23 protein-coding genes are annotated in these 24,788 nt (G+C 59.0%); 5 read left to right on the top strand and 18 right to left on the bottom strand.

Going from position 1 to position 24,788, the window contains the following annotated elements:
- Positions 1-12 precede the first annotated feature (12 nt).
- Positions 13-234 (bottom strand): PP0621 family protein, encoded by a 222-nt coding sequence (locus G518_RS40290; RefSeq protein ID WP_156909626.1) that lies wholly within the window; start codon positions 232-234, stop codon positions 13-15.
- Positions 231-1,040: a cytochrome C assembly family protein gene (locus G518_RS0131850; RefSeq protein ID WP_028605919.1), complete on the bottom strand. Its 810-nt coding sequence runs from the start codon at positions 1,038-1,040 to the stop codon at positions 231-233. The genes G518_RS40290 and G518_RS0131850 overlap by 4 nt, the downstream gene beginning before the upstream one ends.
- A 96-nt stretch (positions 1,041-1,136) precedes the next feature.
- Here G518_RS0131850 and ffh point away from each other — a divergent pair, with 96 nt between their 5' ends.
- Positions 1,137-2,546 (top strand): signal recognition particle protein, encoded by a 1,410-nt coding sequence (ffh, locus tag G518_RS0131855; protein ID WP_028605920.1) that lies wholly within the window; start codon positions 1,137-1,139, stop codon positions 2,544-2,546.
- 20 nt (positions 2,547-2,566) lie between these two features.
- Positions 2,567-3,097: a low molecular weight protein-tyrosine-phosphatase gene (locus G518_RS0131860; RefSeq protein ID WP_425414324.1), complete on the top strand. Its 531-nt coding sequence runs from the start codon at positions 2,567-2,569 to the stop codon at positions 3,095-3,097.
- Positions 3,098-3,118: 21 nt separating this feature from the next.
- Here G518_RS0131860 and G518_RS0131865 read toward each other — a convergent pair whose 3' ends face one another.
- Positions 3,119-4,063, bottom strand: coding sequence for a LysR substrate-binding domain-containing protein (locus tag G518_RS0131865; protein ID WP_028605922.1), 945 nt, complete (start codon positions 4,061-4,063; stop codon positions 3,119-3,121).
- Between the two features lie 162 nt (positions 4,064-4,225).
- Here G518_RS0131865 and G518_RS0131870 point away from each other — a divergent pair, with 162 nt between their 5' ends.
- A complete protein-coding gene (locus G518_RS0131870; RefSeq protein ID WP_028605923.1) occupies positions 4,226-5,089 on the top strand; it encodes a pirin family protein in 864 nt (287 codons plus the stop codon).
- Between the two features lie 93 nt (positions 5,090-5,182).
- On the opposite strand, the gene G518_RS0131875 is transcribed toward G518_RS0131870, so the two are convergent.
- Together G518_RS0131875 and G518_RS0131880 are read right to left on the bottom strand one after the other, a co-directional pair.
- Positions 5,183-6,166, bottom strand: coding sequence for an aldo/keto reductase (locus G518_RS0131875; RefSeq protein WP_028605924.1), 984 nt, complete (start codon positions 6,164-6,166; stop codon positions 5,183-5,185).
- A gap of 78 nt (positions 6,167-6,244) precedes the next feature.
- A complete protein-coding gene (locus tag G518_RS0131880; RefSeq protein WP_028605925.1) occupies positions 6,245-6,982 on the bottom strand; it encodes an SDR family NAD(P)-dependent oxidoreductase in 738 nt (245 codons plus the stop codon).
- 714 nt (positions 6,983-7,696) lie between these two features.
- On the opposite strand from G518_RS0131880, the gene G518_RS37960 reads away from it, so the two are divergent.
- Complete coding sequence (locus G518_RS37960; RefSeq protein ID WP_051237640.1) at positions 7,697-8,662, top strand: Bug family tripartite tricarboxylate transporter substrate binding protein; 966 nt, start codon at positions 7,697-7,699, stop codon at positions 8,660-8,662.
- 171 nt (positions 8,663-8,833) lie between these two features.
- On the opposite strand, the gene G518_RS0131900 is transcribed toward G518_RS37960, so the two are convergent.
- The 7 genes from G518_RS0131900 to G518_RS37970 form a co-directional block, all read right to left on the bottom strand.
- Positions 8,834-9,361: an OsmC family protein gene (locus G518_RS0131900; protein ID WP_028605926.1), complete on the bottom strand. Its 528-nt coding sequence runs from the start codon at positions 9,359-9,361 to the stop codon at positions 8,834-8,836.
- Positions 9,362-9,374: 13 nt separating this feature from the next.
- Positions 9,375-10,274, bottom strand: coding sequence for a VOC family protein (locus G518_RS0131905; protein WP_028605927.1), 900 nt, complete (start codon positions 10,272-10,274; stop codon positions 9,375-9,377).
- Between the two features lie 40 nt (positions 10,275-10,314).
- A complete protein-coding gene (locus tag G518_RS37965) occupies positions 10,315-11,901 on the bottom strand; it encodes an ABC transporter substrate-binding protein (RefSeq protein ID WP_051237641.1) in 1,587 nt (528 codons plus the stop codon).
- Between the two features lie 34 nt (positions 11,902-11,935).
- The gene (locus G518_RS0131915; protein ID WP_028605928.1) at positions 11,936-12,790 is read right to left on the bottom strand and encodes an ABC transporter permease; all 855 of its coding nucleotides are present in this window, start codon (positions 12,788-12,790) and stop codon (positions 11,936-11,938) included.
- Positions 12,787-13,761 carry an ABC transporter permease gene (locus G518_RS0131920; RefSeq protein ID WP_036596841.1) on the bottom strand — a complete coding sequence of 325 codons (975 nt, stop codon included), beginning with the start codon at positions 13,759-13,761 and terminating at the stop codon, positions 12,787-12,789. Before G518_RS0131920 ends, G518_RS0131915 begins: the two co-directional genes overlap by 4 nt.
- A gap of 10 nt (positions 13,762-13,771) precedes the next feature.
- A complete protein-coding gene (locus G518_RS0131925; protein ID WP_051237642.1) occupies positions 13,772-15,430 on the bottom strand; it encodes a dipeptide ABC transporter ATP-binding protein in 1,659 nt (552 codons plus the stop codon).
- Positions 15,431-15,688: 258 nt separating this feature from the next.
- Positions 15,689-16,258: a hypothetical protein gene (locus G518_RS37970; protein WP_051237643.1), complete on the bottom strand. Its 570-nt coding sequence runs from the start codon at positions 16,256-16,258 to the stop codon at positions 15,689-15,691.
- A gap of 367 nt (positions 16,259-16,625) precedes the next feature.
- On the opposite strand from G518_RS37970, the gene G518_RS37975 reads away from it, so the two are divergent.
- On the top strand, positions 16,626-17,231 hold the full coding sequence (locus G518_RS37975; protein WP_211231784.1) for a Crp/Fnr family transcriptional regulator: 606 nt from the start codon (positions 16,626-16,628) through the stop codon (positions 17,229-17,231).
- A gap of 51 nt (positions 17,232-17,282) precedes the next feature.
- Here the strand turns inward: G518_RS37975 and egtB are convergent, their stop codons facing one another.
- The 6 genes from egtB to gspM form a co-directional block, all read right to left on the bottom strand.
- On the bottom strand, positions 17,283-18,494 hold the full coding sequence (gene egtB, locus G518_RS0131940; protein WP_028605931.1) for an ergothioneine biosynthesis protein EgtB: 1,212 nt from the start codon (positions 18,492-18,494) through the stop codon (positions 17,283-17,285).
- The gene (egtD, locus tag G518_RS0131945) at positions 18,491-19,399 is read right to left on the bottom strand and encodes an L-histidine N(alpha)-methyltransferase (protein ID WP_028605932.1); all 909 of its coding nucleotides are present in this window, start codon (positions 19,397-19,399) and stop codon (positions 18,491-18,493) included. The genes egtB and egtD overlap by 4 nt, the downstream gene beginning before the upstream one ends.
- A 177-nt stretch (positions 19,400-19,576) precedes the next feature.
- Positions 19,577-20,977 (bottom strand): GspE/PulE family protein, encoded by a 1,401-nt coding sequence (locus G518_RS0131950; RefSeq protein ID WP_028605933.1) that lies wholly within the window; start codon positions 20,975-20,977, stop codon positions 19,577-19,579.
- Positions 20,978-20,995: 18 nt separating this feature from the next.
- Positions 20,996-23,434 carry a type II secretion system secretin GspD gene (gene gspD, locus G518_RS37980; RefSeq protein ID WP_245598228.1) on the bottom strand — a complete coding sequence of 813 codons (2,439 nt, stop codon included), beginning with the start codon at positions 23,432-23,434 and terminating at the stop codon, positions 20,996-20,998.
- 17 nt (positions 23,435-23,451) lie between these two features.
- Complete coding sequence (gspN, locus tag G518_RS0131960) at positions 23,452-24,276, bottom strand: type II secretion system protein N (RefSeq protein ID WP_028605934.1); 825 nt, start codon at positions 24,274-24,276, stop codon at positions 23,452-23,454.
- On the bottom strand, positions 24,273-24,782 hold the full coding sequence (gene gspM / locus G518_RS0131965; RefSeq protein ID WP_245598229.1) for a type II secretion system protein GspM: 510 nt from the start codon (positions 24,780-24,782) through the stop codon (positions 24,273-24,275). The genes gspN and gspM overlap by 4 nt, the downstream gene beginning before the upstream one ends.
- Positions 24,783-24,788: the final 6 nt, after the last annotated feature.

Below are 24,788 nucleotides of genomic sequence, written 5' to 3' on the forward strand. Positions count from 1 at the left end.
CCTGTGGCGGTGCTAATCCTGATCGCGATGGGCGACAGAGCAGTAACTGCCTTGCCGGCCGGCCACCGCGTCGGATTTTGGGAAATGGACACCACAGACTGGGCAGCTCAACATGGGTTGCACCGCTCCAGGGCGGCCAGACCTCGGGGGATCTTGTGGCTTGGACAGGCGGCGCCCTCGTTTCCACAGCCAGACGCCGGCAAGTACCGCCAGCAATAGGATCAATATCTTCATGCGGTGCGTTCCAGCAATACCTCAAGCACAAATCGGGAGCCTACATAGCCCAGCAACAGCAAACCGGCGCCGACATAGAGCACCCGCACCGCCCGCCTGCCGCGCCAACCCCAGAGCCAGCGCCCAAGCAGCAACACTGCGAACACCACCCATGAGAGCGTGGTGAACGTACGTTTGTGATCCCAACGCCACTGTGTGTGCGAAGCGCCATAAAGCGTTTCACCGAAGAAAGCACCGGCCAGCAGCGTCAAGGTGAGCAGCACGAAACCAGCTCCGACGAAGCGGAACATGAGCCGCTCCAGTGTCAAAAGCGGTACGCCCCCATCGCTTCCTGGCGCCGCGTGCCGCATCTGTGCTTCCGCGCGCGTCATCAGCCAGCCGTGCGCCACTGCCGCAGCGAACATCCCATACGCGGCGATGCCCAAAGCCCAATGCAAGGGTAGCCAAGGGGATGAAGTGGCTGGCAGGGGCGTACCTGGGAACAGCAGAGCCAGCACGATGGCGATGGCACCAAACCCCGCAAGCGCCCACCTGGCGCGAAGCTTTGGATAAAGCTGGCTTTCCACCACATAGGCGGTCAACACAAGCCATACGGTGATCGAAAGCGCCGGCGCGAAGCCAAAGCGAGGAGCCTCGCTCAGCATGCTGGAGCCCAGCAATAACCCATGAAGGCCCCAGGCCAATAACAACACCCGCCGCGCGCTCACGGTGCCAAGAGTTTGCGCTGCCAAGGCCGGAATGGCGTAGGCTAAAGCCGCCGCCGTGCCAAGCAGCAGGCCGATCGGAGAAGCGCTGGCTAGAATCATGGTCACAGTTTAGCGGTTCGGGCTTCGAATCCAGGCTGCCGCGTTCATTCTCCGGCCCTCATTTCATGCGATCCTTGCCGCGCGTGCCCTAAATATATGGCTACAGCCCTTACAGACAAACTCTCCAGCCTGGTCAAGAAGATTTCTGGCCAGGCACGCATTACAGAAAGCAACGTTGCGGACATGCTGCGGGAGGTGCGCATGGCCTTGCTTGAGGCGGATGTGGCGCTGCCTGTGGTGCGCGATTTTATTGCCCGGGTGAAAGACAAAGCCTTGGGTCAGGAAGTGCTGGGTAGCCTGAAGCCCGGTCAGGCGCTGGTGGGTATCGTCAACCGCGAGCTGGCCGCCACCATGGGCGAAGGCGTCGCCGATCTGGATCTGGCAGCCCAGCCGCCTGCGGTGATTCTCATGGCAGGTCTGCAAGGGGCCGGTAAGACGACCACCACCGCCAAGTTGGCGCGCCATTTGATCCAAAAGCGCAAAAAGAAGGTGCTCACGGTCTCTGGAGACGTGTATCGCCCAGCCGCTATTGAACAGCTGAAGACGGTCACTCAACAGGCCGGTGCCGATTGGTTTCCTTCCACGGCGGATCAAAAACCGCTGGATATCGCCCATGCCGCGCTCGATTACGCCCGGCGACACTACTACGACGTGCTGCTGGTGGATACAGCCGGGCGTCTGGCGATCGACGAAGCGTTGATGCAGGAAATCAAGGCATTGCACGGTGCGTTGAACCCGGTGGAAACCCTGTTCGTGGTCGATGCCATGCAGGGCCAGGATGCCGCCAATACCGCCAAAGCCTTCAAGGACGCGTTGCCTCTTACCGGCATTGTGCTCACCAAGATGGATGGCGACTCACGTGGCGGTGCAGCGCTGTCGGTTCGTCAGATCACCGGCGCGCCTATCAAATTCGCTGGTGTTTCGGAAAAGATTGATGGCTTGGAAGTGTTCGATGCCGAACGCCATGCGGGCCGTATTCTCGGCATGGGCGACATCCTGGCGCTGGTGGAGCAAGTGGCTACCGGCGTGGACATGGAGGCAGCCAAGAAGCTGGCTGACAAAGTCAAGAGCGGTAGCGGGTTCGATTTGCAGGATTTCCTGGGTCAGCTTCAGCAGATGAAGCAGATGGGCGGCCTGGGTAGTCTCATGGACAAGCTGCCCACACAGATGATGGCCAAGGCCACCGACGCCGATCTGAACCGCGCCGAGAAAGATATTCGCCGCAAGGAAGGCATCATCAACAGTATGACCTCGCAAGAGCGCCGCAAGCCTGACTTGCTCAAGGCCAGCCGCAAGCGCCGTATTGCAGCTGGTGCTGGTGTGCAAGTTCAGGAGGTCAACCGCCTGCTCAAGGAGTTCGAGCAGATGCAGGGCATGATGAAGCAGATGAAGGGCGGCGGCTTGATGAAGATGATGCGCCGCATGGGAGGCATGAAGGGCATGATGGGTGGGGGCGGACTGCCTCCGGGGATGGGCGGGCCAGGTGGTGGCAAGCTTCCGTTCTAGTCTCGAACACTACGCTCACCATGAGAAAGGCGCCTGATCTTTCCTATCTGAATTCTGCACCCCGGGTGCGCGTGCTCATGGTCTGTATGGGCAATATCTGCCGCAGCCCCACAGCGCACGGCGTGCTTGAAATGCTGGTGCAGAGCGATGGACTGCAAGAGCGTATTTGTGTTGATTCAGCCGGAACCCATGGCTATCACATTGGCGCGCCTCCGGATTCGCGCGCGCAGTTGCATGCCGCTCGCCGTGGTGCAGATCTGAGTTCGCAGCGCGCCAGGCAGCTCACGGCGCGAGACTTCGATGATTTCGATCTTGTGCTGGTCATGGATGCAGCGAACGAGCGTGCGGCACGTGTTCTATGCCCTGCCCAGCACAGGCACAAGCTTCATCGATTGACGGACTTTTCAGCGCAGGAAGGAATTCACGAGGTTCCCGACCCGTATTACGGAGACGCTGGTGGGTTTGAGCACGTCCTGGATCTGGTGGAAGACTCATGTGCCGGGTTGATGAATGTGTTGAAGAGTCTCGAATCCACCAGCGCTGAAGATTAGGGCGCGCTGGACGTTTCAGGCTCATGCGGCCTGCAAGCACCGCCCTTCGCGCGCCAATCGGGCAAATTCCTGAGATAGAAAATCGAGCAACTGCCGCACGGCTGGCCGCATACCTCGGCGAGAAGCGAACGCGGCTTGAATATGGCCCGCTGGCGGTGACCAATGTGGCAAGAGCTCCAGCAGGTGGCGCTTGGCCAGGGCCTCATGAACCAGGAGACGAGGGAGCACCGCGCAGCCAACTCCCGTCAGCGCCGCGCAGAGGAGAGCTCCCATATCGTCGGCTACCAGACGCGGCTGGTGCTGAACGATGGTTTGTTGCCCGGAGGCATCTATCAGAATCCAACGCGCTTCATCGGGGGAGTTGCCCAAGCCGAGCGTGGGGAGGTTGGTGAGTTCGGCAGGGGAGGCCGGGGGTGCGGCGTAGGTGAGCAGTTCGGGCGCGGCCACCAGGACATGTGGGCTCAGAGCCAGGGATCTGACGATCTCGTCCGCGTGGTTATAGGGCACGGATCCATCTGACGCAGGAAAACGCACCCGCAGTGCGAGATCGACCCCATCGTGCCAAAGGTCGACATTGCGATTGGTTGATTCGACGTGCACCGACACCTGCGGCCACGCACGCAGGAACTCCGACAACATGCCGGCCACCGCGTGCTGCAACATCGCCGGAGGGCATGAAAGCCGTACCGTACCGCGCGGAGCGGCGCTCTCTTCCGCCGAGAGGGCCTGCGCGGCTTCAGCCTCCGCCAACATGGCGTGGGCGTGCTGCAAGGTGCGCTGCCCAATCTCGGTGACGGCGAAGCGACGCGTGCTGCGTTGAATCAGCCGCACGCCCAGGTTGGCCTCCAGCTCAGCGACGCGCCGGCTGAGCTTGGATTTTGGAATTCCCGTGGCCCGCTCTGCAGCGGCAAAGCCTCCGTGATCCGCCACTTTGGCGAAGTAGGCGAGGTCGTTAAGGTCTTGCATGGAAATCTCGGGCTTGGATGGAAACACACACACAAGATGTTAGGTGTTCTGTTTTTGGAACGATGTGTGGCATTTTGACGCCTTTTAATCTGATTGCTTGGCTCATATCATTAATACATGCGCTGGCAGACCGGCTTGGCGCTCCACTCGCAGGGGTTTGACATGAAAAAAGTTTTGAACACACGCAGCGCTCCCGGCCGCCATTGGGTCGGCAACGGGTTTCCGGTGCACGGCATGTTCGGCTACAACGGAGACGGTGTGGCTGAGCGCAGCCCTTTCTTGCTGCTCGACTACGCAGCGCCAACGCGCTTTGACGCGACCACTGAGCGGCGCGGTGTGGGGCAACACCCACACCGAGGCTTCGAGACAGTGACCATCGTGTACGACGGCGAAGTCGAGCACCGGGATTCCACCGGAGGTGGAGGCGTGATCGGCAAGGGTGACGTGCAGTGGATGACTGCTGGAGGTGGCATCATCCATGAGGAATATCACTCTTCGGAATTTGCTCGTAAGGGTGGCCCGTTTGAAATGGTGCAGCTGTGGGTGAACTTGCCCGCCAAGGACAAGATGACGCAAGCTGGCTACCAGGCCATTACAAATGCGCAGATTCCGGCCGTGGCCTTGCCTGACGGTGCAGGTCAAGTGCGTGTGATTGCGGGTGGCTACGGCGAGGCCAGGGGGCCCGCACGTACCTTCTCGCCTATCAACGTGCTGGACGTGCGCCTGGCGGCAGGCCGCACCGTGCAACTGCCACAGCCAGAAGGGTGGTCAACGCTGCTGGTGGTGCTTGAAGGGACGGTGGCGGTCAATGGTGATACGGTGCTGCGCGCTGCTGAGATGGCCACGCTGTCCACGCTGGGGTCGGGCTTGGAGATTGAGGCCAATAACGATGCGAAGCTGCTGCTGCTTTCGGGCGAGCCGCTCGATGAGCCTGTGGTGGGGTATGGTCCGTTCGTCATGAATAGTGAGGCCCAGATTCATGAGGCGATCGATGACTTCAATGGGGGGCGCTTCGCTCAACATTGAGGTAGGCGATGGAGATGGCTGCTGAGCAGTTGGCAGCAGCCATCAGCCGAAGGGAAGTATGGGAGCGTAGAAACCCGCGTCCGAGAAGGCGAGCTATTCCTGCAGCACTGAATCGGTGTGGAAGACGTACGGCGCTTCGAGTTTGGCCACTTCATCGACCGTCAGCTTGAGCGACAGGGCAGCGACCGCGTCATCTAGGTGTGCGGTTTTTGAGGCGCCAACTATAGGTGCTGTCACTGGTGATTTGTGCATCACCCACGATAACGCCACCTGAGCTCGCGGAACGCCCCGCGCTGCGGCCACCTCTGCTACAGCTTGCGCCACGTTGTGATCTGATTCGCCCTGCATCCTCTGCTGGCGCTTACCGAGCTTGTCGTTCTGTGATCGAAAGGTTTGCTCGGATATGTCGCGCGTGAGGCGCCCGCGAGCCAGTGGGCTCCAAGGCATCACGCCCACGCCTTCTTCGGCGCATAAGCGCATCATTTCGCGTTCTTCATCGCGGTGGAGCAGGTTGTAGTGGTTCTGCATGGAGATGTAGCGCGTCCAGCCGTGCAGGTCGGCCATGTATAGGCTTTTGGCGAATTGGTACGCATACATGGAAGATGCACCGATGTAGCGAGCCTTGCCAGCTTTGACGACGTCGTGCAGCGCCTCAAGCGTTTCCTCGATCGGCGAGCTGTAGTCCCAGCGATGGACTTGATAGAGATCCACATAGTCTGTACCGAGACGGCGCAGGCTGTGGTCGATCTCTGTCATGATGGCCTTTCGGGACAAGCCTCCCGCGTTTGGATCTTGCCGCATCGGGCCGTTCACCTTGGTGGCGATGACAACTTCGTCGCGACGCGCGAAATCACGGATGGCGCGCCCCAGGATTTCTTCGCTGCTACCGTTCGAATACACGTTGGCGGTGTCGAAGAAATTGATGCCAGCCTCCAGCGCTTGCCGCAGCAGCGGGCGGCTCTGGTCCTCGGGTAAGGTCCAGGCGTGATTCCCCTGGTTGGGCTCGCCGTAAGTCATGCAGCCCATGCAGAGCCGGGAGACCTTCAGGCCACTTTTCCCGAGACGGGTAAATTCCATGTAACGTGGTCTTTCAGTGATTGCGTAGCTGCGCGCGCGGCGGTAGAGCCAGGTGTGCCGGGTCTCTGCTCCTTGCTCCTAATGGAACGAGCGGCCACCGTCCACGGCCAGGGCGGCACCCGTGACGTATGAGGACTCAGTGCTGGTCAGAAACAGCATGGCCTGAGCGATTTCCTCAGGCTGAGCTACGCGCTTGAGCGCATAGTTGCCACCGTAGTTCGATGCGTTTGGGACCATGGGCGTATCTACCAAACCGGGACAAATCGTGTTGGCTCTGATGTCTGGTGCCAGTTCGGCGGCCAGCGCGCGCGTGAAGTTGAGTACCGCGCCCTTGGAGGCGGCATATGAGGTGCGCTGAGGAATGTTGGGCAACAGCGACTGCCCCGAACCCGTGTTCACGATCGTGGAGTGACGGTGCTGCCGTAACCACGGCAGGCAGCACCTTACGACGATGTACATGCCAGTGACATTGATCTCCATGACTCTGCGCCAGGTCGCGACGCTGGTATCTTCTATCGTGCCGTTCATCTGGACACCTACGCAGTTGACGATGCCGTCGATGCCACCCATTGCGGTGGCCGCATCATGGATGACATGCGCCACGGCTTCTTCATCTGTAACGTCGACGCCAAAGACGTGGCCACCTGTGATAGCGCCAACGGTAGCCAGGCCTTGGGCGTCAAGGTCTAGCAGGGCCAGGCTGGCGCCCTGCTGGGCGAAGAGCTCCGCAGTCGCACGCCCTATGCCCGACGCCGCTCCAGTTACAAGGATTTTTCGTCCTGTAAGCCGTTTGCCAAAAGTCCCAATCGAATCCATCGTGTTTTCCTTGCTCAGTTTGATAGTGCTTTCGTGCTTTGCGCTTGCTCTGCTGAGACGGCTTTCCTGGTTGGCCAGACTAGTCTGACCCTTTCCCTGAATGCCTTGATCAAGAGGGCATCTTCGTCATCGCTATCCCGTCGCCGTCATGCGTGGCCGTGGGCATCATGAGAACGGCTTCCTCGATTCCAAGGCCTGCGCCGCCGTATGTCTCAGGCATGACAACCCGAGTCAGCCGTCATTGGCCATGGCTTGAACCGACTTCGGGAGACGGCGTTTCCTTTTTTTTACTCCGCCCGGTAGCCGTCATCGAAACGTTGGCAGACAGCAGTCACGCCATCGATGCTGTCGGTCTGCTTCCCGATAATTTTGAAAACTATTTTCATTATTTGATTTGGTAATGTGCACTGTAGGTGGATAACCAATATCAAGTCAATAGTTTGTTAGTGCGGATTTTCGAATGACGGCATTCGCTTCCCATGGTGTAAAGAGCGACGTTCTATTTTTCCAATGACCGTCAATTGAAAATCCGCAGAGTAAATGGTTGACATTTAAAAACTCGGCTCCTAAGCTCCGGCATCAAGAGTCGCGAGGATTGGATTGAACGAGGAATTTCTGCTGTTGGTTAATTTTTGAAATTTCGCAGTACGTGGTTGGTTTTAGTATTTTTCCAATTAATCGCTGATGTTCTAATAAACTTAAAAGGAGACAATGATGGTTGTAAGGCGAGAGTTTATAAAGACCTTGGGTCTTGGTGCTGCGTTTCCAGTGGTATCGTTTAGCCAGGAAAAAATTTCTCATCGGCCGATTCGGGTCGTTGTGCCTCTACCAGCGGGTTCATCAACAGATGCGATCACTCGTGCCATCATGGATGTGGTTGGCTCAATGCTTGGTCAACCGATCGTGGTGGACAACAAGCCTGGAGGTAACGGAATCGTTGCGGCGATGGATGTCGTTAGAGCTGCGCCGGACGGGTTGACGCTCTTCTCTGGGTCGCTCTCCGCGCTGGCGACCAATGTGGCGTTTGTAAAAAACCTGCCTTACGACCCGCGACGCAGCTTCAGCCCAATTGCAAATGCAACAGCTGCCAATCACGTTTTGATGGTGAAGGCTGACTCGCCATTACGGAACTTTCAAGACTTTATTGCACATGCAAAGAAAAACTCCGGCAAGGTCAACATCGGTTCGTCGACTACTTTCGTGAACTTGGTGATAGCGACACTCAATAAGGTCGCAGGAATCCAGACGGCATCTATTCCATATAAAGGAGTTCCTGCCACGGTTGCTGACGTCATTGGTGGCGTGTTGGATTCCACCATGGCGGATCCTGTCAATGCGATTGCCCAAGTTCAAGCAGGTCGTCTTCGTGCGCTGGCTGTCACTTCCGCCAAACGGATGCCAACCATGCCTGATTGTCCGGCCATCGCTGAGACGTACCCTGGCTATGACTTTACGACTTGGAATGGTTTTGTCGGCCCCGCCGGCATGCCCTTGGATCAGGTCAATCGGATCGCGACAGCCATTGCTCAAGCATTGAAGCAACCGGAGTTGATTAAACGGCTCGATACAATTGGTATGCCTGTGGCTTATATGGATCCGATTGTTTTTAAAACTTACATTGAATCGGAGGTGGGTAAATATATACGCTTGGCCAAGGAGGTTAATATTCAGCCGGAGTAATATTGCGCTACGGCCACGCTGTCGACTCTGGGGCGGGCTGCTGAGCCGTTGGCAACAGCAGTCATCGCTGTCTGACGTGAGCTTCAAGTCATGACCGGGTGCCTAACTCGGGTTGTCTTTGGTCAACCAGGCCTGCTCTCTCGCGCAGGTCTGATTGAACGAGCCGACGGCTTAGCGTTTCGTATGGTTCAGCTCCACGCTGACCTTTTGAGGGTTCTGCAGAAGGCTGAGGATAGGACACACGCTTTCTACTTTCTCCAAGAGAGCTTGCAGGATTTCACGGCTCGCGGGCGAGTCGACGTGGATCGTGTAGGCAAGATCGTAGGGCGCGATGGGGGCACTCGCGTGGCCTCCGCGCGATCCGCGAGGATCGATCTTGGCGCTGACACCCACCCGCACGGCGTCAAGCGGGATTTCCGCCGCCGCAGCCTGGATCAGGAACACGTGGGTCACGCAGGCCCCCAGAGCGCCCAACAGAATCTCCTGCGCGCTCGCTCCCAGGTCGTAACCTGCGAAGTCCGCACCGTTATCGATCAGGACCTGATGATCGCGAATTCGAACGCGGCGAACTCCGCTCCTGCCCTCCGCACTGACCGTGGCGCTGATCGTGCTGATAGAGAGATCGCCTTGATCGATTCTCGCGTTGCGCGCTTCCAGTGCAACCCGCTTGTGGGCGAGATATTCATTGAGATTGCTCATGAATTACCCCTCATCATTTCTTGGGTTCCTGTACGAAATGCACCGCGGCGCCGCCCGCATCTTCTGCAGAAATCCAGAGGCCGGGCGGCACATCGTTGGCTGACACGGCGCTGGACGTTTCGTGAACGACGAAACCTTGAGACTCCAGGTATTTGCGTGTTTCGCCGAGCGACTTCACACCGATCTGGTACCCCACAGGGGCAGGCAACGGCGGCACATAACTTCCTGGTGCCTTGGTATTCCACGCATCCGGGGTGAAGATCCACGCGCTGCCGCGATCGAGCTTCAGTTGCACCGCATCTTCAGATCGCACCGCCTTGTCGTAGAACAGAGGTTTGAGCTTCGCTGCGAGAGCTGAAGGGTCCTTGGCTGCGAAGTAGACAGCCTGTAGCGACAGCGCGCCGTTGGCATGGATGAGATGGTGGGGCTGCCAGAGCACCTCGGGTGTGACATGTTCGATCAGCAGGAAGTGCGCTTCGGGAAACACTTCTTCGTCGATGTAGATATTTTTGAATGCAACAGGCCGCACCTCTTCGTTGTTCGGCCCGAAGGGAGCTTCGCGCTGCAACGAGCAGACCTCCGTGCTGAAGTCGCCAAATGTGCGGATATCTGCGAACTGCGTTTCAGCCTTCTCACCGCCCAGAGCCACGATGTGCGCGCCTGCATGCTTGGCAACCATGTGCTTGACCCGGGAAGGGCCCGTGGGATCGGTAATGCCGATGGCTTCTACGAAGCCTTCGTGAAATACCGCGAGATGGTTCCCGGAGCCCCACAACTGAACTGGCTCATCGGGCGAGAACTGGCCATAGTGCAGGCTCCGTGGCGTCAAGGTGAATCCCAGGCGCTTGAAAACCGTCTGTCCGTGGTCGAGGTCGGCGAATGCAACGCCAATGTGATCGAGCAATCTTGTCATTTCATTTCCTTGGTTTGCTTGAGTTGCGTGTGTTGAATATTCACTTCTTGAGCCAGAGGTCTTCCCAGTTGGTGAAGTACCAGCGGTCGTTGTTTGAGACGTTCTGCAAGTCTTCCCGGTACACGTTCACCTGCTGCATTTCCACCAGATGAATGATCGGAACGTCACGCAGAGCAATGCGTTGGAAGTCGTGAATGGCTTTCAGACGTTTGGCGGGATCGCGCTCGGCAAAACCGGCTTCGATGGCCGTTTCCATCTCGGGCGAGTTGTAGCCCGATGAATTGCGGAACGGAATACCTGGCAAGATGCCCTTGCTCCAATACGGGGTGAACGAGGCAATGCCTGGATCGACCGAGCGCACTGAGTTGCTGAGTGCAATGTCGAAGTCATAGTCCCTATAGATACGGCGAAGCGTTCCCGGGTAGTCGAGAGTGATCAGATTGGCGCGGATGCCCACAGTTTCGAGGTTCTGCTTGATCACCTCACCGGCCGCCAGATTCACAGGAAACCACTGAGCAACGACGAAGTTAAGCGTGAAGCGCACACCACCCGCTCCACGTTTGTATCCGGCTTCGTCTAGCAGTTGTTCCGCACGTTTCGTGTCAAAGGCATGCGGTTTGGCAGAAGGATCGGCATAACGCGTTCCCGCATGGATGGGGCCTGCTGCGGGCTTGGCCCGTCCCAGGAAGACGACTTCAGAGAGCTGCCTGGCGTTGATGCTTTGAGCAATCGCTTGGCGAACCTTGACGTTGCTCGTGATGGGGTTCCTGACATTGACTTCGAGGTTCTGAAACCACGCTGCGTTTTCCGACCCCTTTTCAGTGACCGCGACGTCGGCCAATTTGTCCAGCCGAGCCAGATCGCGCAAAGGTACGGAGTTGCGCGTGACGAGTGCGGCTTCACCGGCTTCGATGGCCGCTGATGCGGTAGCTGCGTTGCGCTCGAATTTGAAGGTAATGCTGTCCAGGTAGGGCAGCGGTTTACGGAAGTAGTCTGGATTGCGCTCCAGCGTCAGGTACTGCCCAGGCACCCATTGCTTGAACTTGAACGGCCCCGTTCCAACAGGGGCCTTGTTGTTCGGGTTTTGCTGGAAATTTGTACCAGCGTACTTGTGCTTGGGAACCACTTGCCCAATGTGCGTGCCGAAGCTCGCCAGTAGAAAGTCGGTGGACACGGGATCATCCAGACGCAAGATCACAGTGTGGGCATCAGGTGTTTCGGCTTTCACGATTCGTTCGAAGCCCAGCGTTCCGCTGTATTTCTTCCAGACTTCTTCTGCCGTGAACGCGACGTCCGCTGAAGTGAAAGGCGTTCCGTCGTGCCATTTCACGTCGCGGCGCAAATTGAAGCGGTAGCTCTTGCCGTCAGGAGACACTTCCCAACTGGTGGCCAACCGGGGCTCGAACTTGCCTCGGTTCTCGTGAATCAACGTGTCGTGAATCTTGGCTGAGATCTCCTGGCCGGAGCCCCCAGTACCGATGGCCGTGACGACATGGGTTGGCTCGATGTTGTTCAAGGTGATGATGGAGCCACCGCTACGAGGTTGCTGCGCAAACACCAGGGGATGAGCGAGGGCAAGCCCGAGGACGAGGGTGGCGCTGAGCAAAGCGCGGTATCTTGACTTCATTTGAAAACTCCTTGGATGAGAGAGAAGAACACCGTCAGCGCGTACGCAAACGAGGGTTGAACGCGTCGTTAAGGCCATCGCCGGCGAGATTCAGCGACAGCACCGTGATGACGATGAGGACGCCGGGAATCGCGCAGAGGTACCAGGCCGTGCGAATGAATGAACGCCCGTCGCCGATTAGCCTTCCCCAGCTGGGTATGTTGGGATCCGTAAGGCCAAGGAACGCGAGCGCTGCCTCGAACAGCACGGCGGTCGCGACGACGAGCGATGCCAATACGATGATGGGAGGTAGTGCGTTGGGCAGGATCTCGCGCAGGATCAGCCGTGCATCGCTCATACCCACCGCCCGGGCGGCCAGTACAAACTCGCGGTTCTTCAGTGACAGGAATTCAGCGCGAGTCAGCCGCGCGATCCCCGTCCAGCTGACCAGCCCGATGCCGATCGCCATGTAGCTGGCCCGCGGGCCGAAGACCGCCACCAGGGTGATGAGAAATACGAGGTTCGGAACGGTCTGGAAGATCTCTGTGATGCGCATCAATATCGCATCAACGTAGCCACCATGGAATCCGGCAAGGGCTCCAATCGCTGCGCCGATCAAGGTCGCGATGGCACTCGCAGCGAGACCAATCAGCAGAGTGGTTCGTGCCCCATGAAAGACGAGCGGCAGCAAGTCACGTCCGAGCGTATCGGTTCCCAGAGGAAAGCGTCGATCTTCAAGGGGCCATAGCTCGGGCGGCCCCACCATGCCCAGCGGGTTGCCAGGAAACAACCAGCTTGCTGCCAACGCAGCTACTACGATGGCTGCCAGCAACACCAGCCCAACGACTGCCATGCGATTTTTCCGGAAGCGTTGCCAGAAACCGGCTATCGGCGTAATGGCTTTGCTCATGCCGCAATCCTTGGGTCAAACCAGACGTAGGCGATATCGACCACGAGGTTCGCGACAACGACTGCAAACGAAACCAGTAGCAGCACGCCAGCTACCACGGGCATATTGCGCGCCTGTACTGCATCAAACAGCAAGGTGCCAAGCCCTGGCCAGCTGAAAACCGATTCGATGACGATGCTGCCAGCTAAAAGCGCACCCAGTTGCAACCCGAACAGTGTCAAAACCGGTAGCAGTGCATTGCGTAGCACGTGCCGCAAAGCGATGCGTGCTTCACCTGCGCCCTTGGCACGAGCCGTGGTGATGAAATCCATGCCATGCACCTCCAGCATGGATGCCCGCATGACACGTGCATAGATGGCCATGTAGAACGCCCCCAGTGCGGCGGCTGGTAGTACAAGGTGCTTGAACACATCGATCGCATAGGCCAGCGTTCCCGGGGTTAGATGGATGGCGACCAACCCACTCACGGGCAACCACCCCAGCTTCACCGAGAACAAAACGATGAGCATCAGGGCAAGCCAAAACCCTGGTGCGGCGAAAAACACCACCATGGCAATGGAGAGCACGTTGTCTACCCACGTTCCCACGCGTAGCGCGGCGATAGCTCCCAGCAAGATTCCACCAAAAATGGCGACGAACAGACCTGCGAGCATCAGGAGCAAGGTCGCCGGAAGCCGCTGCGAGATGAGTGTGCTGACATCCGCCTGATCGCGGGGCGAGTAACCGAGATCTGCTCGCGCAACGTTGGAGGCATAGTTGCCAAACTGTACGAGCAGCGATTTGTCGAGGCCGTAGTCCGCCCTCATCTTTTCCAGCAACTGGATGTCGCTGACTTGGCTCTCCGCCGCCATGACGTCGACGAGATCGCCTGGGGCGAGTTTGAGCAGCACGAACACCAGCAAGGTAATGCCCAGGACGACGGGCACTGACTGCAGGATGCGAACGCCGGCGAGGCGCAGGATTCTTTTCACGCTCCCTCCTTCAAGCTGCCAACAACTCAGGCGCAGCCCCGGACCATATGCGACCGGGTATGGATTGAAAGAGCTGCTGGGTGTAGGGGTGATCCGGTTGCGTGAAGACCTTCTGCGCGCTTGCGTATTCCACCACCTCACCCAGGCGCATGACGGCTACCGTATCGCACACCTGTGATGCCACGCGCAGGTCGTGGGTGATGAAAATCATGGTCAGACCCAGTCGCTGCTTGAGATCTTCCAGGAGCCGCAAAACCTGTGCTTGCACCGATACATCCAAAGCAGACAACGGCTCGTCCGCCACGAGAACTTCGGGTTCGAGCGCGATGGCGCGGGCAACGGCAATGCGCTGCCGCTGCCCGCCCGAGAACTGATGTGGATATCGGTCTGCGGCCTGTGATTCCAGGCCCACAAGTTCCAGCAACTCGCGCGCTCTAGAGAGGGCCTGCGAGCGCGGAACGCCATGGACGATAGGGCCAGCCGCAATGATGTCGACCACCCGCAGCCTGGGGTTGAGTGAGCCGAACGGGTCCTGAAATACGATCTGGACCTTCTTGCGGAACGCCTTGCTTGGCACGGCGTGCTGGAAATCTACCGCTTTACCGTCGAGATGAACGGCTCCTGCATCCGCCTCTAGCAAGTTCACAATCAGTCTGGCCAACGTAGACTTTCCCGATCCGGATTCGCCGACGATTCCCAGAGTTTCTCCGCGCCTGACCTGAATATCGGTGGCCTTGACGCCAGAGGAGTTTTTCCGATCTTTGCGGCGCCACCATCCCCCGGATTGGTGATAAATCTTTGTGAGCTGGGTTGTGCTGATTTTGATGGGCCGCTCGCCTTGGAGAGCGGATCTTCCAGTAGTCAGCTTTGGAACGGCCGCGAGCAATGCGCGCGTGTAATCGTGCTTGGGATTTTGAAGCACATCCTCGGCAAGTCCGGACTCGACAACCCGCCCATCGCGCATGACGACGACGCGGTCCGCAATCTCCGCGACCACGCCAAAGTCATGCGTGATGAAGAGGATCGCCATAGCGTGCTTTCTCTGCAGCTCAGAAATGAGCCTCAGCACCTGCGCCTGCGTGGTGACATCCAGTGCTGTGGTGGGCTCATCGGCCAGAAGCACTCCCGGATGCAGGATCAGGGCCATGGCAATCATCACGCGCTGCCTCTGGCCACCAGAGAGTTCATGCGGATAGGAGCTAAGCACCCGCTCGATATCGTTCAGATGCACCTCTAGCAGAATCTCCTCGAGCTTTTCGCGCCTTGCGCGAGTATCAAGCTGCGTATGGATAAGGAGCACTTCCTCAATCTGTTTGCCCACTCGCATCAGTGGGTTCAGTGCGGTCATCGGCTCCTGAAATACCATGCCGATTTCGGCGCCACGCAAATCGCGGAGCCGCCGCTCCCCGGCTTCGAGAAGGCTCTCTCCATCCAATAGGATGCGGCCTGAGGCGCGCAAAGAATCAGGCAAGAGGCCTGTGATCGCACGTGCTGTCAGCGACTTTCCGGAGCCGGACTCCCCGACCACACACACCACTTCATTACGGCGGAGTTTCAGGTTGAGCCCTTGAATACCGAATGCGCGATCACCCCCTTTAGGCAATGCAACGGAAACGTCTTCTAGCGAGACGATGACCTGCGGGTCTATGGTTTCAATGAGGTTTGGCATCGCAACTTCTATGGATGACAACTCTCAATGGATGCCATGGTTTGACGAAGCCAAAGCTTAGGGGCGTGATATTCAGATGCAAACGACCGGTTTCGCATTTGAATATTTACATCTTGTCTATTCCGTGGGCCGGGAAAGCCGTCTGACTTTCCTACAGCGCGGACAGACGACTCCGACAACTGCCAATGTTGGAGCGATGCGAGATCTTGGGGAAAGCCTTAACCTCCCGGGTAAAGAATGCTCAGTAGCGAGGCTCGCTCAGATTGACTGATCGAGATCCCTTTTGTGCGTGGATACGGTGGGCATGAGTGTCTGGCCCAGAATGTGCCGCCATGAATCGCACAGCCATTTCGCGGTCTCTTGGACCTGACGCGCCTGCGCGTTCGCCGCCTCTTTCACCCGGGCGTTGATGGCTTCTTGAAGGGGGCCTGGAACGGTACACTCCGCTTCTTCGAGGGCGGCCCAGTTCTGCTGTTGTCTGGTCTCTGCAAGAAGCACGCACTCGCAGGCCACACGTTGCACGGTTTCGCTATCCCCTATGGCGAGGGCCATTTTCATGGCGGTGGTCAGGCCTTCTCCAAGATGTTTCGCTACTGTGCGTCCGGCTGAAAGTTCGCTGGGGTCGACACCTGAGGCGTGGCAAAGATCGGAGATGATCTCCTGATGCCTACCCGCTTGTTTCAGCCAAGCTTGCCATTGTGCTTTTCGGTCCGGCTGGTCAGTGCAGCGCATGGCCGTTGTGTAGATCGACATCCCTCCAATGCCAGTCTCCATCATTTGCAGAAGCAGCTCTTTCAGAGCCGCGGGGTTATTCGTTTTCGATACCATGGACACTCATTTCCGAGGGGCACGCATTCAGGAGTCGGTACGACAGCCTTTTTTGATGTGGCCCCGAGGGGTTGTATCGCTTGCGTAATGAATGCGCTTTAACTTTTGTTAGTCCGCGGGATTGTGGCGGGGAAACTTTTTCAAATGGGCGCGGCGTGACTTTCACCCGTAAGATGGTGAGGAGGGATGAAGGGAGTTTCAGGTGCATGTTCAACGTGTTTTGCAAGCCAGGCGTGTTCACCTCACGGAGGTCGAGCGCGCAATCCTTGAGCGTTCTATCGACTCCGTGATCACACGAGGCCCCCGAGAAACTCTTATTGACCAAGGGGAGACTGTCAATTTCAGCGTTCTTTTGCTGGAAGGACTGATGAGTCGCCACGTCGACGACTTTGATGGGTGCCGACAAATGGTGGCGCTTCAAGTTCCGGGTGATTTCGTCGATTTGCATGCCTACCCCTTGAAGACGCTCGATCACGACGTTGCCACCCTGACGGCGGTGCGTTTAGCCATCGTTCCTCATGCCGCGCTTTCCGATATTCAGCACAACCAGCCTGAGTTGGCGAGGAAGCTTTGGTTTTTGACGCTGCTCGACGCGGCCATGCACCGCAAATGGATTTATAGGCTGGGGCGCCTGAAGGCCGCGGCGCGTATTGCGCATTTCCTTTGCGAGACGGTGGTTCGCCTGGCTGCGGTTGGCTTGTCGGATGGAAGGCAATTTCACTTGCCGCTGACTCAATTCGATCTGGGTGAGATATGTGGAATGACCAGCGTGCACGTCAACCGTGTGCTGCGTGAACTGCGTGAGGCTGGCTTGTGCACCTTTCGCAACCAGCAAGTGGAGATTCATGATTGGCACGGACTGGCCAAGGCCGGCGCATTTGAGCCTGGCTATCTCTATCTGGACGACGCTACTACACACCGCTTTTCAGGCGCTCATATTGAGGAGGGGTGCGTGTGCAAAAGCAGCGCCTGACCCCACTGCGCCCTGCCGCGCAGTGACGGCGACGTTTTCTTTTGGGAGTCTTCAGCCCGAGTCTCGCGCCAGCCGCACTCCGCTGAATTGCCAGCGCGCTGTGGCGGGGAAAAAGTTGCGATAGCTCAAACGCGCGTGACTAGGAGGTGTGACGACTGAGCTTCCGCGCAGTACATATTGGTTGACCATGAATTTGCCGTTGTACTCACCCACCGCTCCGGCGGCGACACGAAAGCCGGGATAGGGCGCGTACGATGATTGAGTCCATTGCCAAGCGGACCCGAACCACTGGCCCTCGTGTGAACCTTCAGTGTGCGTGGCCGCAGCGTATTCCCATTCAGCTTCTGTTGGAAGCCGGGCGCCAGCCCATCGAGCGTAAGCGTCGGCCTCATAGTAGGACAAATGAACCGCTGGACTTGCCGGGTCCAGCGTTCGCCGGCCCCCCAGGGTGAACTCATCCCAACCACCATCACAGCGCTGCCAATAGAGCGGATGGTTCACGTTGTTCTGAGTTCGCCAATCCCAGCCCTCTGAAAGCCAGTATGACGAATCATCGTATCCACCCTCCAGAGTGAATTTTGCGAATTCGCCATTGTTCACCAGGCTTGAAGCCAGTTCGTAGGGCTGCAGGTACACCCGGTGACGAGGGAGCTCGTTGTCAAATGAAAACCCGGTGCCGTAGTGGCCAATCTCAATCAGGCCACCGTCGAAAGTATTCCAACCCTTTGGCGAGGGAATACCGGCAGGACGTGCAGCTTCGTCTTGGTAGGCTGGCCACAGGGGGTTGCAGGAAAGCAGGTGCTTGATGTCCGTCAGCAGCAACTCCTGATGCTGTTGCTCGTGCTGCAGGCCAAGGACTACCAGCGGATTCCAGGACCCGCTTGCTACGCCGCTGTTCAGTAGCGCGCGCATGCGGTGATCCACATTGGAGCGGTACTCCAGCACCTCGCCTAGACCGGGGCGGGTCAGTAGTCCTCGCTGCGGGCGTGGATGTCGCTCTCCAATGCCATGGTAGTAAGAGTTGAAGAGGACGCGGAACTCCGGGCGAAAGGGCGTGAAGTTGGGTTCGAACTCCGCTAAAACGAATGTCTCAAAGAACCAGGTGGTGTGTGCCAAATGCCATTTGGCCGGGCTCGCATCGGGCATCGACTGGGCGGCACAATCCTCCGCCGAGAGGGGTTTTATCAGTGCCACTGAGTGCTGGCGTACGGCGTCATAGTGCTCGGCCAGAGCGCCGCCGCCGTGAAAAGGAGAGGTGGTCATGGCTGAGCGTATAGAAGTGCGTACCAGCCGCGCTCGTCGGTCCACGTGTTTACTTGCGCGAAGCCCGCTTCGCGCAACATGGTCATGAACACGGGTAAGGCGTATTTGTAGCTGTTTTCCGTGTGAATGCGTTCACCATGCGCGAATTCCCTGCCGCCACCCGGCCAGCGTACGCGCTGTCCTTCCTCGGCCTGTAAATGCATTTCGATGCGCGAAGCAACCGGATTGAAAAAAGCCCTGTGCGACCATTGGGACGGGTCGAAATCGCTGCCGATCACGGTGTTGACGTGCGCGAGAATGTTGCGGTTAAAGCGCGCTGTGGTGCCGGCTGCGTCGTCGTAGGCAGCTTCCAACACGGCGACCTCCTTGGGAAGATCCACTCCGATCAACAATCCACCGGTGGCATCTACCCAGGAGCGCGCCCTGTGCAGCCATTCCAGAGCTTGTGGTGGATCGTAATTACCAATCGAAGAGCCCGGATAAAACACCAGTCGCCGTGCCATGGGGATGTCTTCTGGCAGGTCCAGGCGATTCGTCAGGTCTGCGATGACCGCGCGAGCATCTAAAGTGGGCTGGGCGTGCCGAAGGCGATCAATGCCGTCTTTCAGCACCTCGGCGGAGATGTCTACTCCGACAAAATATTTGGGCTGAAGTATTTGGCAAAGCATGCGTGCCTTCTCGACATTTCCCGCTCCAGGCTCAATCACCGTATTGACCTCGCCCACCAACCGTTTGATGTCAGCGGCCTGCTGTTCCAGCAAAGCCTTTTCTGTTCGGGTGGGGTAATACTCCGGCAGGCGTGTGATGGCCTCAAACAGCTTGGAGCCCAACTGATCGTAGAAATACTTCGGGGAAATCCGGGGCACTGGCTGCATGAGTCCGGAAATTATTTCTTCTTGTTCCATAAGCAGATGCTGCCGCGCTGCGCTCAAGGCGATCTGCTTATTTTGCGCGTCCGGGCCGAACTCGTGTGTAGGCCAATGCCTAAGAACACGTTCTTAGTTCGCTTGACGATGCATCAGGAGGTGGTGGCGGCTGCGCCGAATCCACCGAGTCGAAGCCAGCAATGTGCTGGCCTGGAACTAATCCCGCGTCACGCGCAGAACTTCTTCCTGGCTGGTGATGCCTTGCGCCACTAACCGTTCACCATCATCACGCATCAGCTGCATGCCGCGTGAAAGGGCAGTGGCACGGATCTCCGACTCTGCCGAGCGGTTGTGGATCTGAGCGCGGATCTCGTCGTCGACCCCCAGCAGCTCGAACACGCCAGTGCGGCCAGCGTACCCGGTCTTTCCACAGGCGTCGCAACCGGCGCCGTGGCATGCGGTGCAGTACTTGCGCACCAGTCGTTGCGCCAGGACGCCGAGCAAAGAAGAACTCAGCAGGAAGGGCTCCACGCCCATGTCGGTCAGGCGAGTGACGGCGCTGGCGGCATCATTGGTATGGAGTGTGGCCAGCACCAGGTGGCCTGTGAGTGAAGCCTGGATGGCAATCTGGGCGGTTTCGATGTCACGGATTTCGCCAATCATGACGATGTCCGGGTCTTGGCGCAGGATGGCTCGCAGCGCGCGGGAGAAATCGAGGTCAATCTTCGAATTCACCTGCGTCTGCCCTACGCCAGGCAAATCGTATTCGATGGGGTCTTCCACCGTCATGATGTTGTTGCGCGTGGCGTCCAGCCGCGCAAGCGAGGCATATAGCGTGGTTGTCTTGCCGCTGCCCGTGGGGCCAGTCACCAAGATGATGCCGTGCGGCTGTGCAATCAGGCGCACGAACTTCTGCAGCACATCGCCCAGCATGCCTACAGATTCCAGGCTCAGTTTGCTCTCGGATTTGTCGAGCAAACGCAGTACGGCACGCTCGCCGTGGGCATTGGGTATGGTGGACACCCGCACGTCGATCGCGCGAGTGCCCAGTCGCAGGCTGATGCGTCCGTCTTGGGGCATGCGCTTTTCGGCGATGTCCAGATCGGCCATGATTTTCAGGCGCGAAATGAGTGCCGCGTGCAGCGCGCGGTTGGGTCTGACCACCTCGCGCAGCGCGCCGTCGACTCGAAAGCGCACCGCGCTATGGCGCTCGTAGGCTTCGATATGGATGTCGCTGGCGCCATCTCGCGCGGCTTGTGTGAGCAACGCATTAAGCATGCGGATGATGGGCGCGTCGTCTGCGGATTCGAGCAGATCTTCGACAGCCGGAAGCTCCTGCATGATGCGGGAGAGATCGGCATCAGATTCGACTTCGCTCACCACGGCTGCCGCGCTGGATTCGTTCGCGGAGTAAGCGTTGCTGATGCGCTGCGCAAACGTCTGCGGATCGGACTGTTGCAGCGCCAGAGGCACATCGGCCGTGCCGAAGCGGCGCATGACTTCACTCAGAGCGGCGGGGTCTGGGCGGCCGTTGTGCCACAACGTCAGGCTTTGTCCGTCATCTTCCAGCAGCAGGCTGGCCGAACGGGCGAAAGCATAGGGCAGCAGGTAGCGCATGCGCCTTTGGCCTTTTGATTAGTTGAAGGGGCGCGAACTCGCGCCGCCCAAATAGTTACCCTCTCCGCTGGCCGGTTGCTCGGTCATAGGAGCAGGAGGGCGACTCAAGTAGTGGTTCTCTCCGCTGGCCGGCGGGTCAATCAGGGGCGCCGGAGGCGCTGGGCGTCTCCAGGCTTCAGGGTTGTTCGGCACCACGAGCGGCATGACCGGTGCCTGGTTGGCGTGCTCCACCACGCTTGAAGGAGGCTGGTTGCCCTGTTGCGCCCGGCGCATATAGTCGTACCGGTCAAGCGAATAACTCTCGGCGGCGGCGGCGTCTCGTACGATCACAGGGCGCAGGAACACCATCAGGTTAGTTTTAACTGCGTAGCGACTTTGTGACTTGAATAGGTTGCCCAGCAGGGGTATATCGCCCAGCACGGGTACCTTGTCTTCGTTGCGGGCGAACTTGTCTTCCAGCAGCCCGCCGAGTACGACCACGGCGCCATCGTTGACCAGCACGCTGGATTCGATGGCGCGTTTGTTGGTGGTAGGGCCATTGGGACTGCCGCCTGTGCCAGCCACCACATCGGATACTTCCTGATAGATCACCATCTTGATGGTGCCATCTTCGCTGATCTGGGGCCGTACGCGCAAGGTCAGGCCCACGTCTTTGCGCTCGTAGGTCTGAAACGGGTTGACCGAGGTGTTGCTGCTGGCGCTACCCGTGTTCGTGAAACTGCCCGTGACGAAAGGCACGTTCTGGCCAACGATGATCTTGGCCTCCTCGTTGTCCAGCGTCAGCAGTGTGGGCGTTGAGAGGACGTTGCCGGTGCCTGAGGATTGAAGGAAATTGGCCAGCACCGCCAGCGTGCTGGAGCCGGCCAGCAGATTGAAACCTTTGCCAGGCGCGACACTCGGCTTCCAAGCGTTAGTGCCAGTGGTGCTGTTGTTCATGCCAATGAATTGCGCACCAAAAGTGATGAGGTTGGTCGCCGCGGCACCACCGCTGGCGCTGGCGGTGGAGAAGTTGGTGCCCGCAATGCCGGCACCGCCAAGCAATGCTTGCCACTGCACGCCAAGTTCGGCGGCCTTGTCGGCACGCACTTCAGCGATCAGGCTTTCCACGAAGACTTGCGCTCGTCGTTGATCGAGTTTGTCGATGACGGCTCGCAGCTCCCGGTACACCGGTTCTGGTGCGCTGATGATCAGCGAATTGGTCGAGGGGTCAGCCTGAATCTGACCGCCTGTCGATGGTTGGTTGTTCGCGGCGGCGTTGATGCTCGGGCCGCTGTTCATGCCGCTCATGCCGCCACCGGATGAAGAACCGCCCTGGTTGGTGCTGTTGTTCTGCGACTGGGAGGTGTTGGTCAGCCCGCCGGAAGGAATGCCCCCGCCGCCTGTGGCACCACCTGGCGTATTGGACTGGCCCGGAAGCGCTGCCATGGCGGCGCGGAGAGTGACAGCCAGTTTGGTGGCATCGCTGTTTTTCAAGTACACCACGTGGATGTTCCCTGCGGAGCCATCCGCGCGGGCTGCAGGAGCCTGGTCAAGCTGCTCTATGAGCGCCTTGGCCTGGGCCAGCCGCGCTGGGTTGCCCGCGCGAACGATGATGGCGTTGCTGCGGGGTTCAGGAATGAGCGTGGTACGGTAGCCGCCATCGGCGTTCGCGGCGCTTGTGGCGTTGACGGGCTGTCCTGGAATGCCGGGCGCGGCGGAGGGCACTGCCGCGCCGCCTGTGCTGCCACCTGATTCCAGCAGTTTGGACACCAGAGGAGCCAAATCGGAGGCCACCGCGTGTTTAAGGCGCACGACTTCCACACCGGTGGCCTGGGAAACATCGAGACTGGCGATGATGCGGGCCAATCGCTGCAGGTTATCGCCGTAGTCTGTGATGATCAGCGAATTGCTGCCGGGGTTGACGTTAATCGTATTGTTCGGGCTGATCAGAGGCCGCAGAACCGGCACGAGGCTGTTCGCATTTTCATGCGTGAGGCGAAATATCTGTGTCTGGATCTGACCGCCGCCTGCGGGTTTATCGCCGGCGGAAACGGTTCCGCCCTGGAGCTTGGCTTCTGATTCTGGAACTACCAGATAGATGCCATTGCTTTCCACCAAGGCGAACCCTTGCGTTCTCAGCTGGGTCTGGAAGAGGCGGAGCGCTTGTGCTGCATTCACAGGCACGGTGGACGTGAGCGTCATGGTGCCCTTGACGCGGGGATCGACCACCACGTTGCGTCCGCTGATGGTGGCCATGGTGCGCGCCACGGCATCGATCTCTGCGCCAGCAAAATCCAAGGTGACGTTGCCGCCACGCGTCGCTTTAGCGTCTGCCTGCGCGAGCGACAGACCGCCGGGGGTCAATGAGCCCGCACTGATGGCCAGGATCGCCATGGCGATCCGGTGCCTGGGCCAGCTCGATAGGGCAACATGGCCGGGCATTGCCGGATGACACATCCTGGAAAAAATAGCACTCATGAGGTTGTGATCTCGGCTTAGCCTAGCGAAATGATGGCACGCTCGCCTTGGCGGCGGCCGATGATGTTGAGCAAATTGGCCAACTGGGTCTCCATGCCCGGCGCCGCGCTGGCTTCACCGGAAAACCGCAGCCGTGAACCTACCCATTGACCCTTGCCGGCCAAGCGCAAAGCGCCTTCCAGCGTGGACAGATCAAGTGAAGGAGAGTCGCCGCCGGTGAGCGTCATGCGGTAGGAGCCAAGGGGTTGCAAGGTGGACAACCGCGAAGACATATGGCGAGCGGTAAATTCTGCACTACCCCCCATGATGACCCGGCCATCCAGCCATTCTACTGAAAGGCCTCGTGTGGATAGCTCGAGCTCGCCTTGGGGTTGAATGGTGTTCCAAGGTGTACCCAGCCCCGTGAGCACGGCAGCAGGCCAGGCGGTTTTTCCGTCTGTCAATGCCAGTCGTGCGCCATTCCAGCTTGGAGTGATGCGCAGATCCAGCGGCTCGCCCGGTGTGCAGCACTCGGCTGTCAGTTGCGCGCGAACGCCCAGCCCTGCCGGCCTCAGCTTCCAGTGAATTCTCCCCGGCAAAGCCGTACTTCCCTGGCTCCCGGCGCCTCCGGTGAGCACCAGCCGTGCCGAGCCGGACCACACGCTGCCTTGGGCGTCCTGCAGTTGCACCACGCCACCGGTACCACGCGCCAGCGTGGTGGCCAACCAGCGTGCGGGCGCAGCCAGAATCAGTACGGCGATCAGCGAGAGCAGGGCGCCGGCCAGCGCCCATTTCCAGGGTGCGCGCTCTTTCTGGGCGGTCGGGGCGGCGCGTTTCGACGCCTTGAAGGGCGCAGCGTTCATGGCTGGGGAAGACTCAAGGAAAGTGTGCCGTTCCAACGCGCCGGCGTGCCGGGCGCAGCGCCTGGCACGCGAGACAGGCGCGCTTCCACGGGTGCAGCACGTGCATTGGCACGTGCATCCGCGAGATACTCTGCCAGTGCGGCTGCGGGTACGTCTTTCAAGGTCACATTAGCCCGGTCACCGACCACGTTGAGCTGCCCGCTCGCACCGAGCCGCTGCTTACCCGCAGTCTCCAGCGCTCGCAAAGCTTCGCTCTGCCCCATTTTGGGCAAGGCCTTGAGTGTTTCCGCTTCGGCCTGCAGGCGTTGCATCTGCTCCGCCTGTATTTCAAGCGCTTGCCTTTGGGGGCCAGCTGCCCGCAGTGTTTTTATGGCGGGCGCCAGTGCCACCCACCAAAGAAGTGCCAATACCACCACCGCCAAGGCCCAGCCGACCAAGCGGCGCTCCCGCGCTTCCAGGTTGGCCCAGGTGGCCATGAGACTGCGATTTTGGGGTGAAGAGGGCATAGCCTT

It is taken from the genome of Ottowia thiooxydans DSM 14619 (genome assembly GCF_000422885.1).
Taxonomy (GTDB): domain Bacteria; phylum Pseudomonadota; class Gammaproteobacteria; order Burkholderiales; family Burkholderiaceae_C; genus Ottowia; species Ottowia thiooxydans.

Bases quoted from the DNA above. Each gene is read 5' to 3' on its own strand.
- G518_RS40290 (WP_156909626.1), bottom strand. From the start codon at position 234: ATGAAGATATTGATCCTATTGCTGGCGGTACTTGCCGGCGTCTGGCTG.
- G518_RS0131850 (WP_028605919.1), bottom strand. From the start codon at position 1,040: ATGATTCTAGCCAGCGCTTCTCCGATCGGCCTGCTGCTTGGCACGGCG.
- ffh (WP_028605920.1), top strand. From the start codon at position 1,137: ATGGCTACAGCCCTTACAGACAAACTCTCCAGCCTGGTCAAGAAGATT.
- G518_RS0131860 (WP_425414324.1), top strand. From the start codon at position 2,567: ATGAGAAAGGCGCCTGATCTTTCCTATCTGAATTCTGCACCCCGGGTG.
- G518_RS0131865 (WP_028605922.1), bottom strand. From the start codon at position 4,063: ATGCAAGACCTTAACGACCTCGCCTACTTCGCCAAAGTGGCGGATCAC.
- G518_RS0131870 (WP_028605923.1), top strand. From the start codon at position 4,226: ATGAAAAAAGTTTTGAACACACGCAGCGCTCCCGGCCGCCATTGGGTC.
- G518_RS0131875 (WP_028605924.1), bottom strand. From the start codon at position 6,166: ATGGAATTTACCCGTCTCGGGAAAAGTGGCCTGAAGGTCTCCCGGCTC.
- G518_RS0131880 (WP_028605925.1), bottom strand. From the start codon at position 6,982: ATGGATTCGATTGGGACTTTTGGCAAACGGCTTACAGGACGAAAAATC.
- G518_RS37960 (WP_051237640.1), top strand. From the start codon at position 7,697: ATGGTTGTAAGGCGAGAGTTTATAAAGACCTTGGGTCTTGGTGCTGCG.
- G518_RS0131900 (WP_028605926.1), bottom strand. From the start codon at position 9,361: ATGAGCAATCTCAATGAATATCTCGCCCACAAGCGGGTTGCACTGGAA.
- G518_RS0131905 (WP_028605927.1), bottom strand. From the start codon at position 10,274: ATGACAAGATTGCTCGATCACATTGGCGTTGCATTCGCCGACCTCGAC.
- G518_RS37965 (WP_051237641.1), bottom strand. From the start codon at position 11,901: ATGAAGTCAAGATACCGCGCTTTGCTCAGCGCCACCCTCGTCCTCGGG.
- G518_RS0131915 (WP_028605928.1), bottom strand. From the start codon at position 12,790: ATGAGCAAAGCCATTACGCCGATAGCCGGTTTCTGGCAACGCTTCCGG.
- G518_RS0131925 (WP_051237642.1), bottom strand. From the start codon at position 15,430: ATGCCAAACCTCATTGAAACCATAGACCCGCAGGTCATCGTCTCGCTA.
- G518_RS37970 (WP_051237643.1), bottom strand. From the start codon at position 16,258: ATGGTATCGAAAACGAATAACCCCGCGGCTCTGAAAGAGCTGCTTCTG.
- G518_RS37975 (WP_211231784.1), top strand. From the start codon at position 16,626: ATGAGTCGCCACGTCGACGACTTTGATGGGTGCCGACAAATGGTGGCG.
- egtB (WP_028605931.1), bottom strand. From the start codon at position 18,494: ATGACCACCTCTCCTTTTCACGGCGGCGGCGCTCTGGCCGAGCACTAT.
- egtD (WP_028605932.1), bottom strand. From the start codon at position 19,399: ATGGAACAAGAAGAAATAATTTCCGGACTCATGCAGCCAGTGCCCCGG.
- G518_RS0131950 (WP_028605933.1), bottom strand. From the start codon at position 20,977: ATGCGCTACCTGCTGCCCTATGCTTTCGCCCGTTCGGCCAGCCTGCTG.
- gspD (WP_245598228.1), bottom strand. From the start codon at position 23,434: ATGAGTGCTATTTTTTCCAGGATGTGTCATCCGGCAATGCCCGGCCAT.
- gspN (WP_028605934.1), bottom strand. From the start codon at position 24,276: ATGAACGCTGCGCCCTTCAAGGCGTCGAAACGCGCCGCCCCGACCGCC.
- gspM (WP_245598229.1), bottom strand. From the start codon at position 24,782: ATGCCCTCTTCACCCCAAAATCGCAGTCTCATGGCCACCTGGGCCAAC.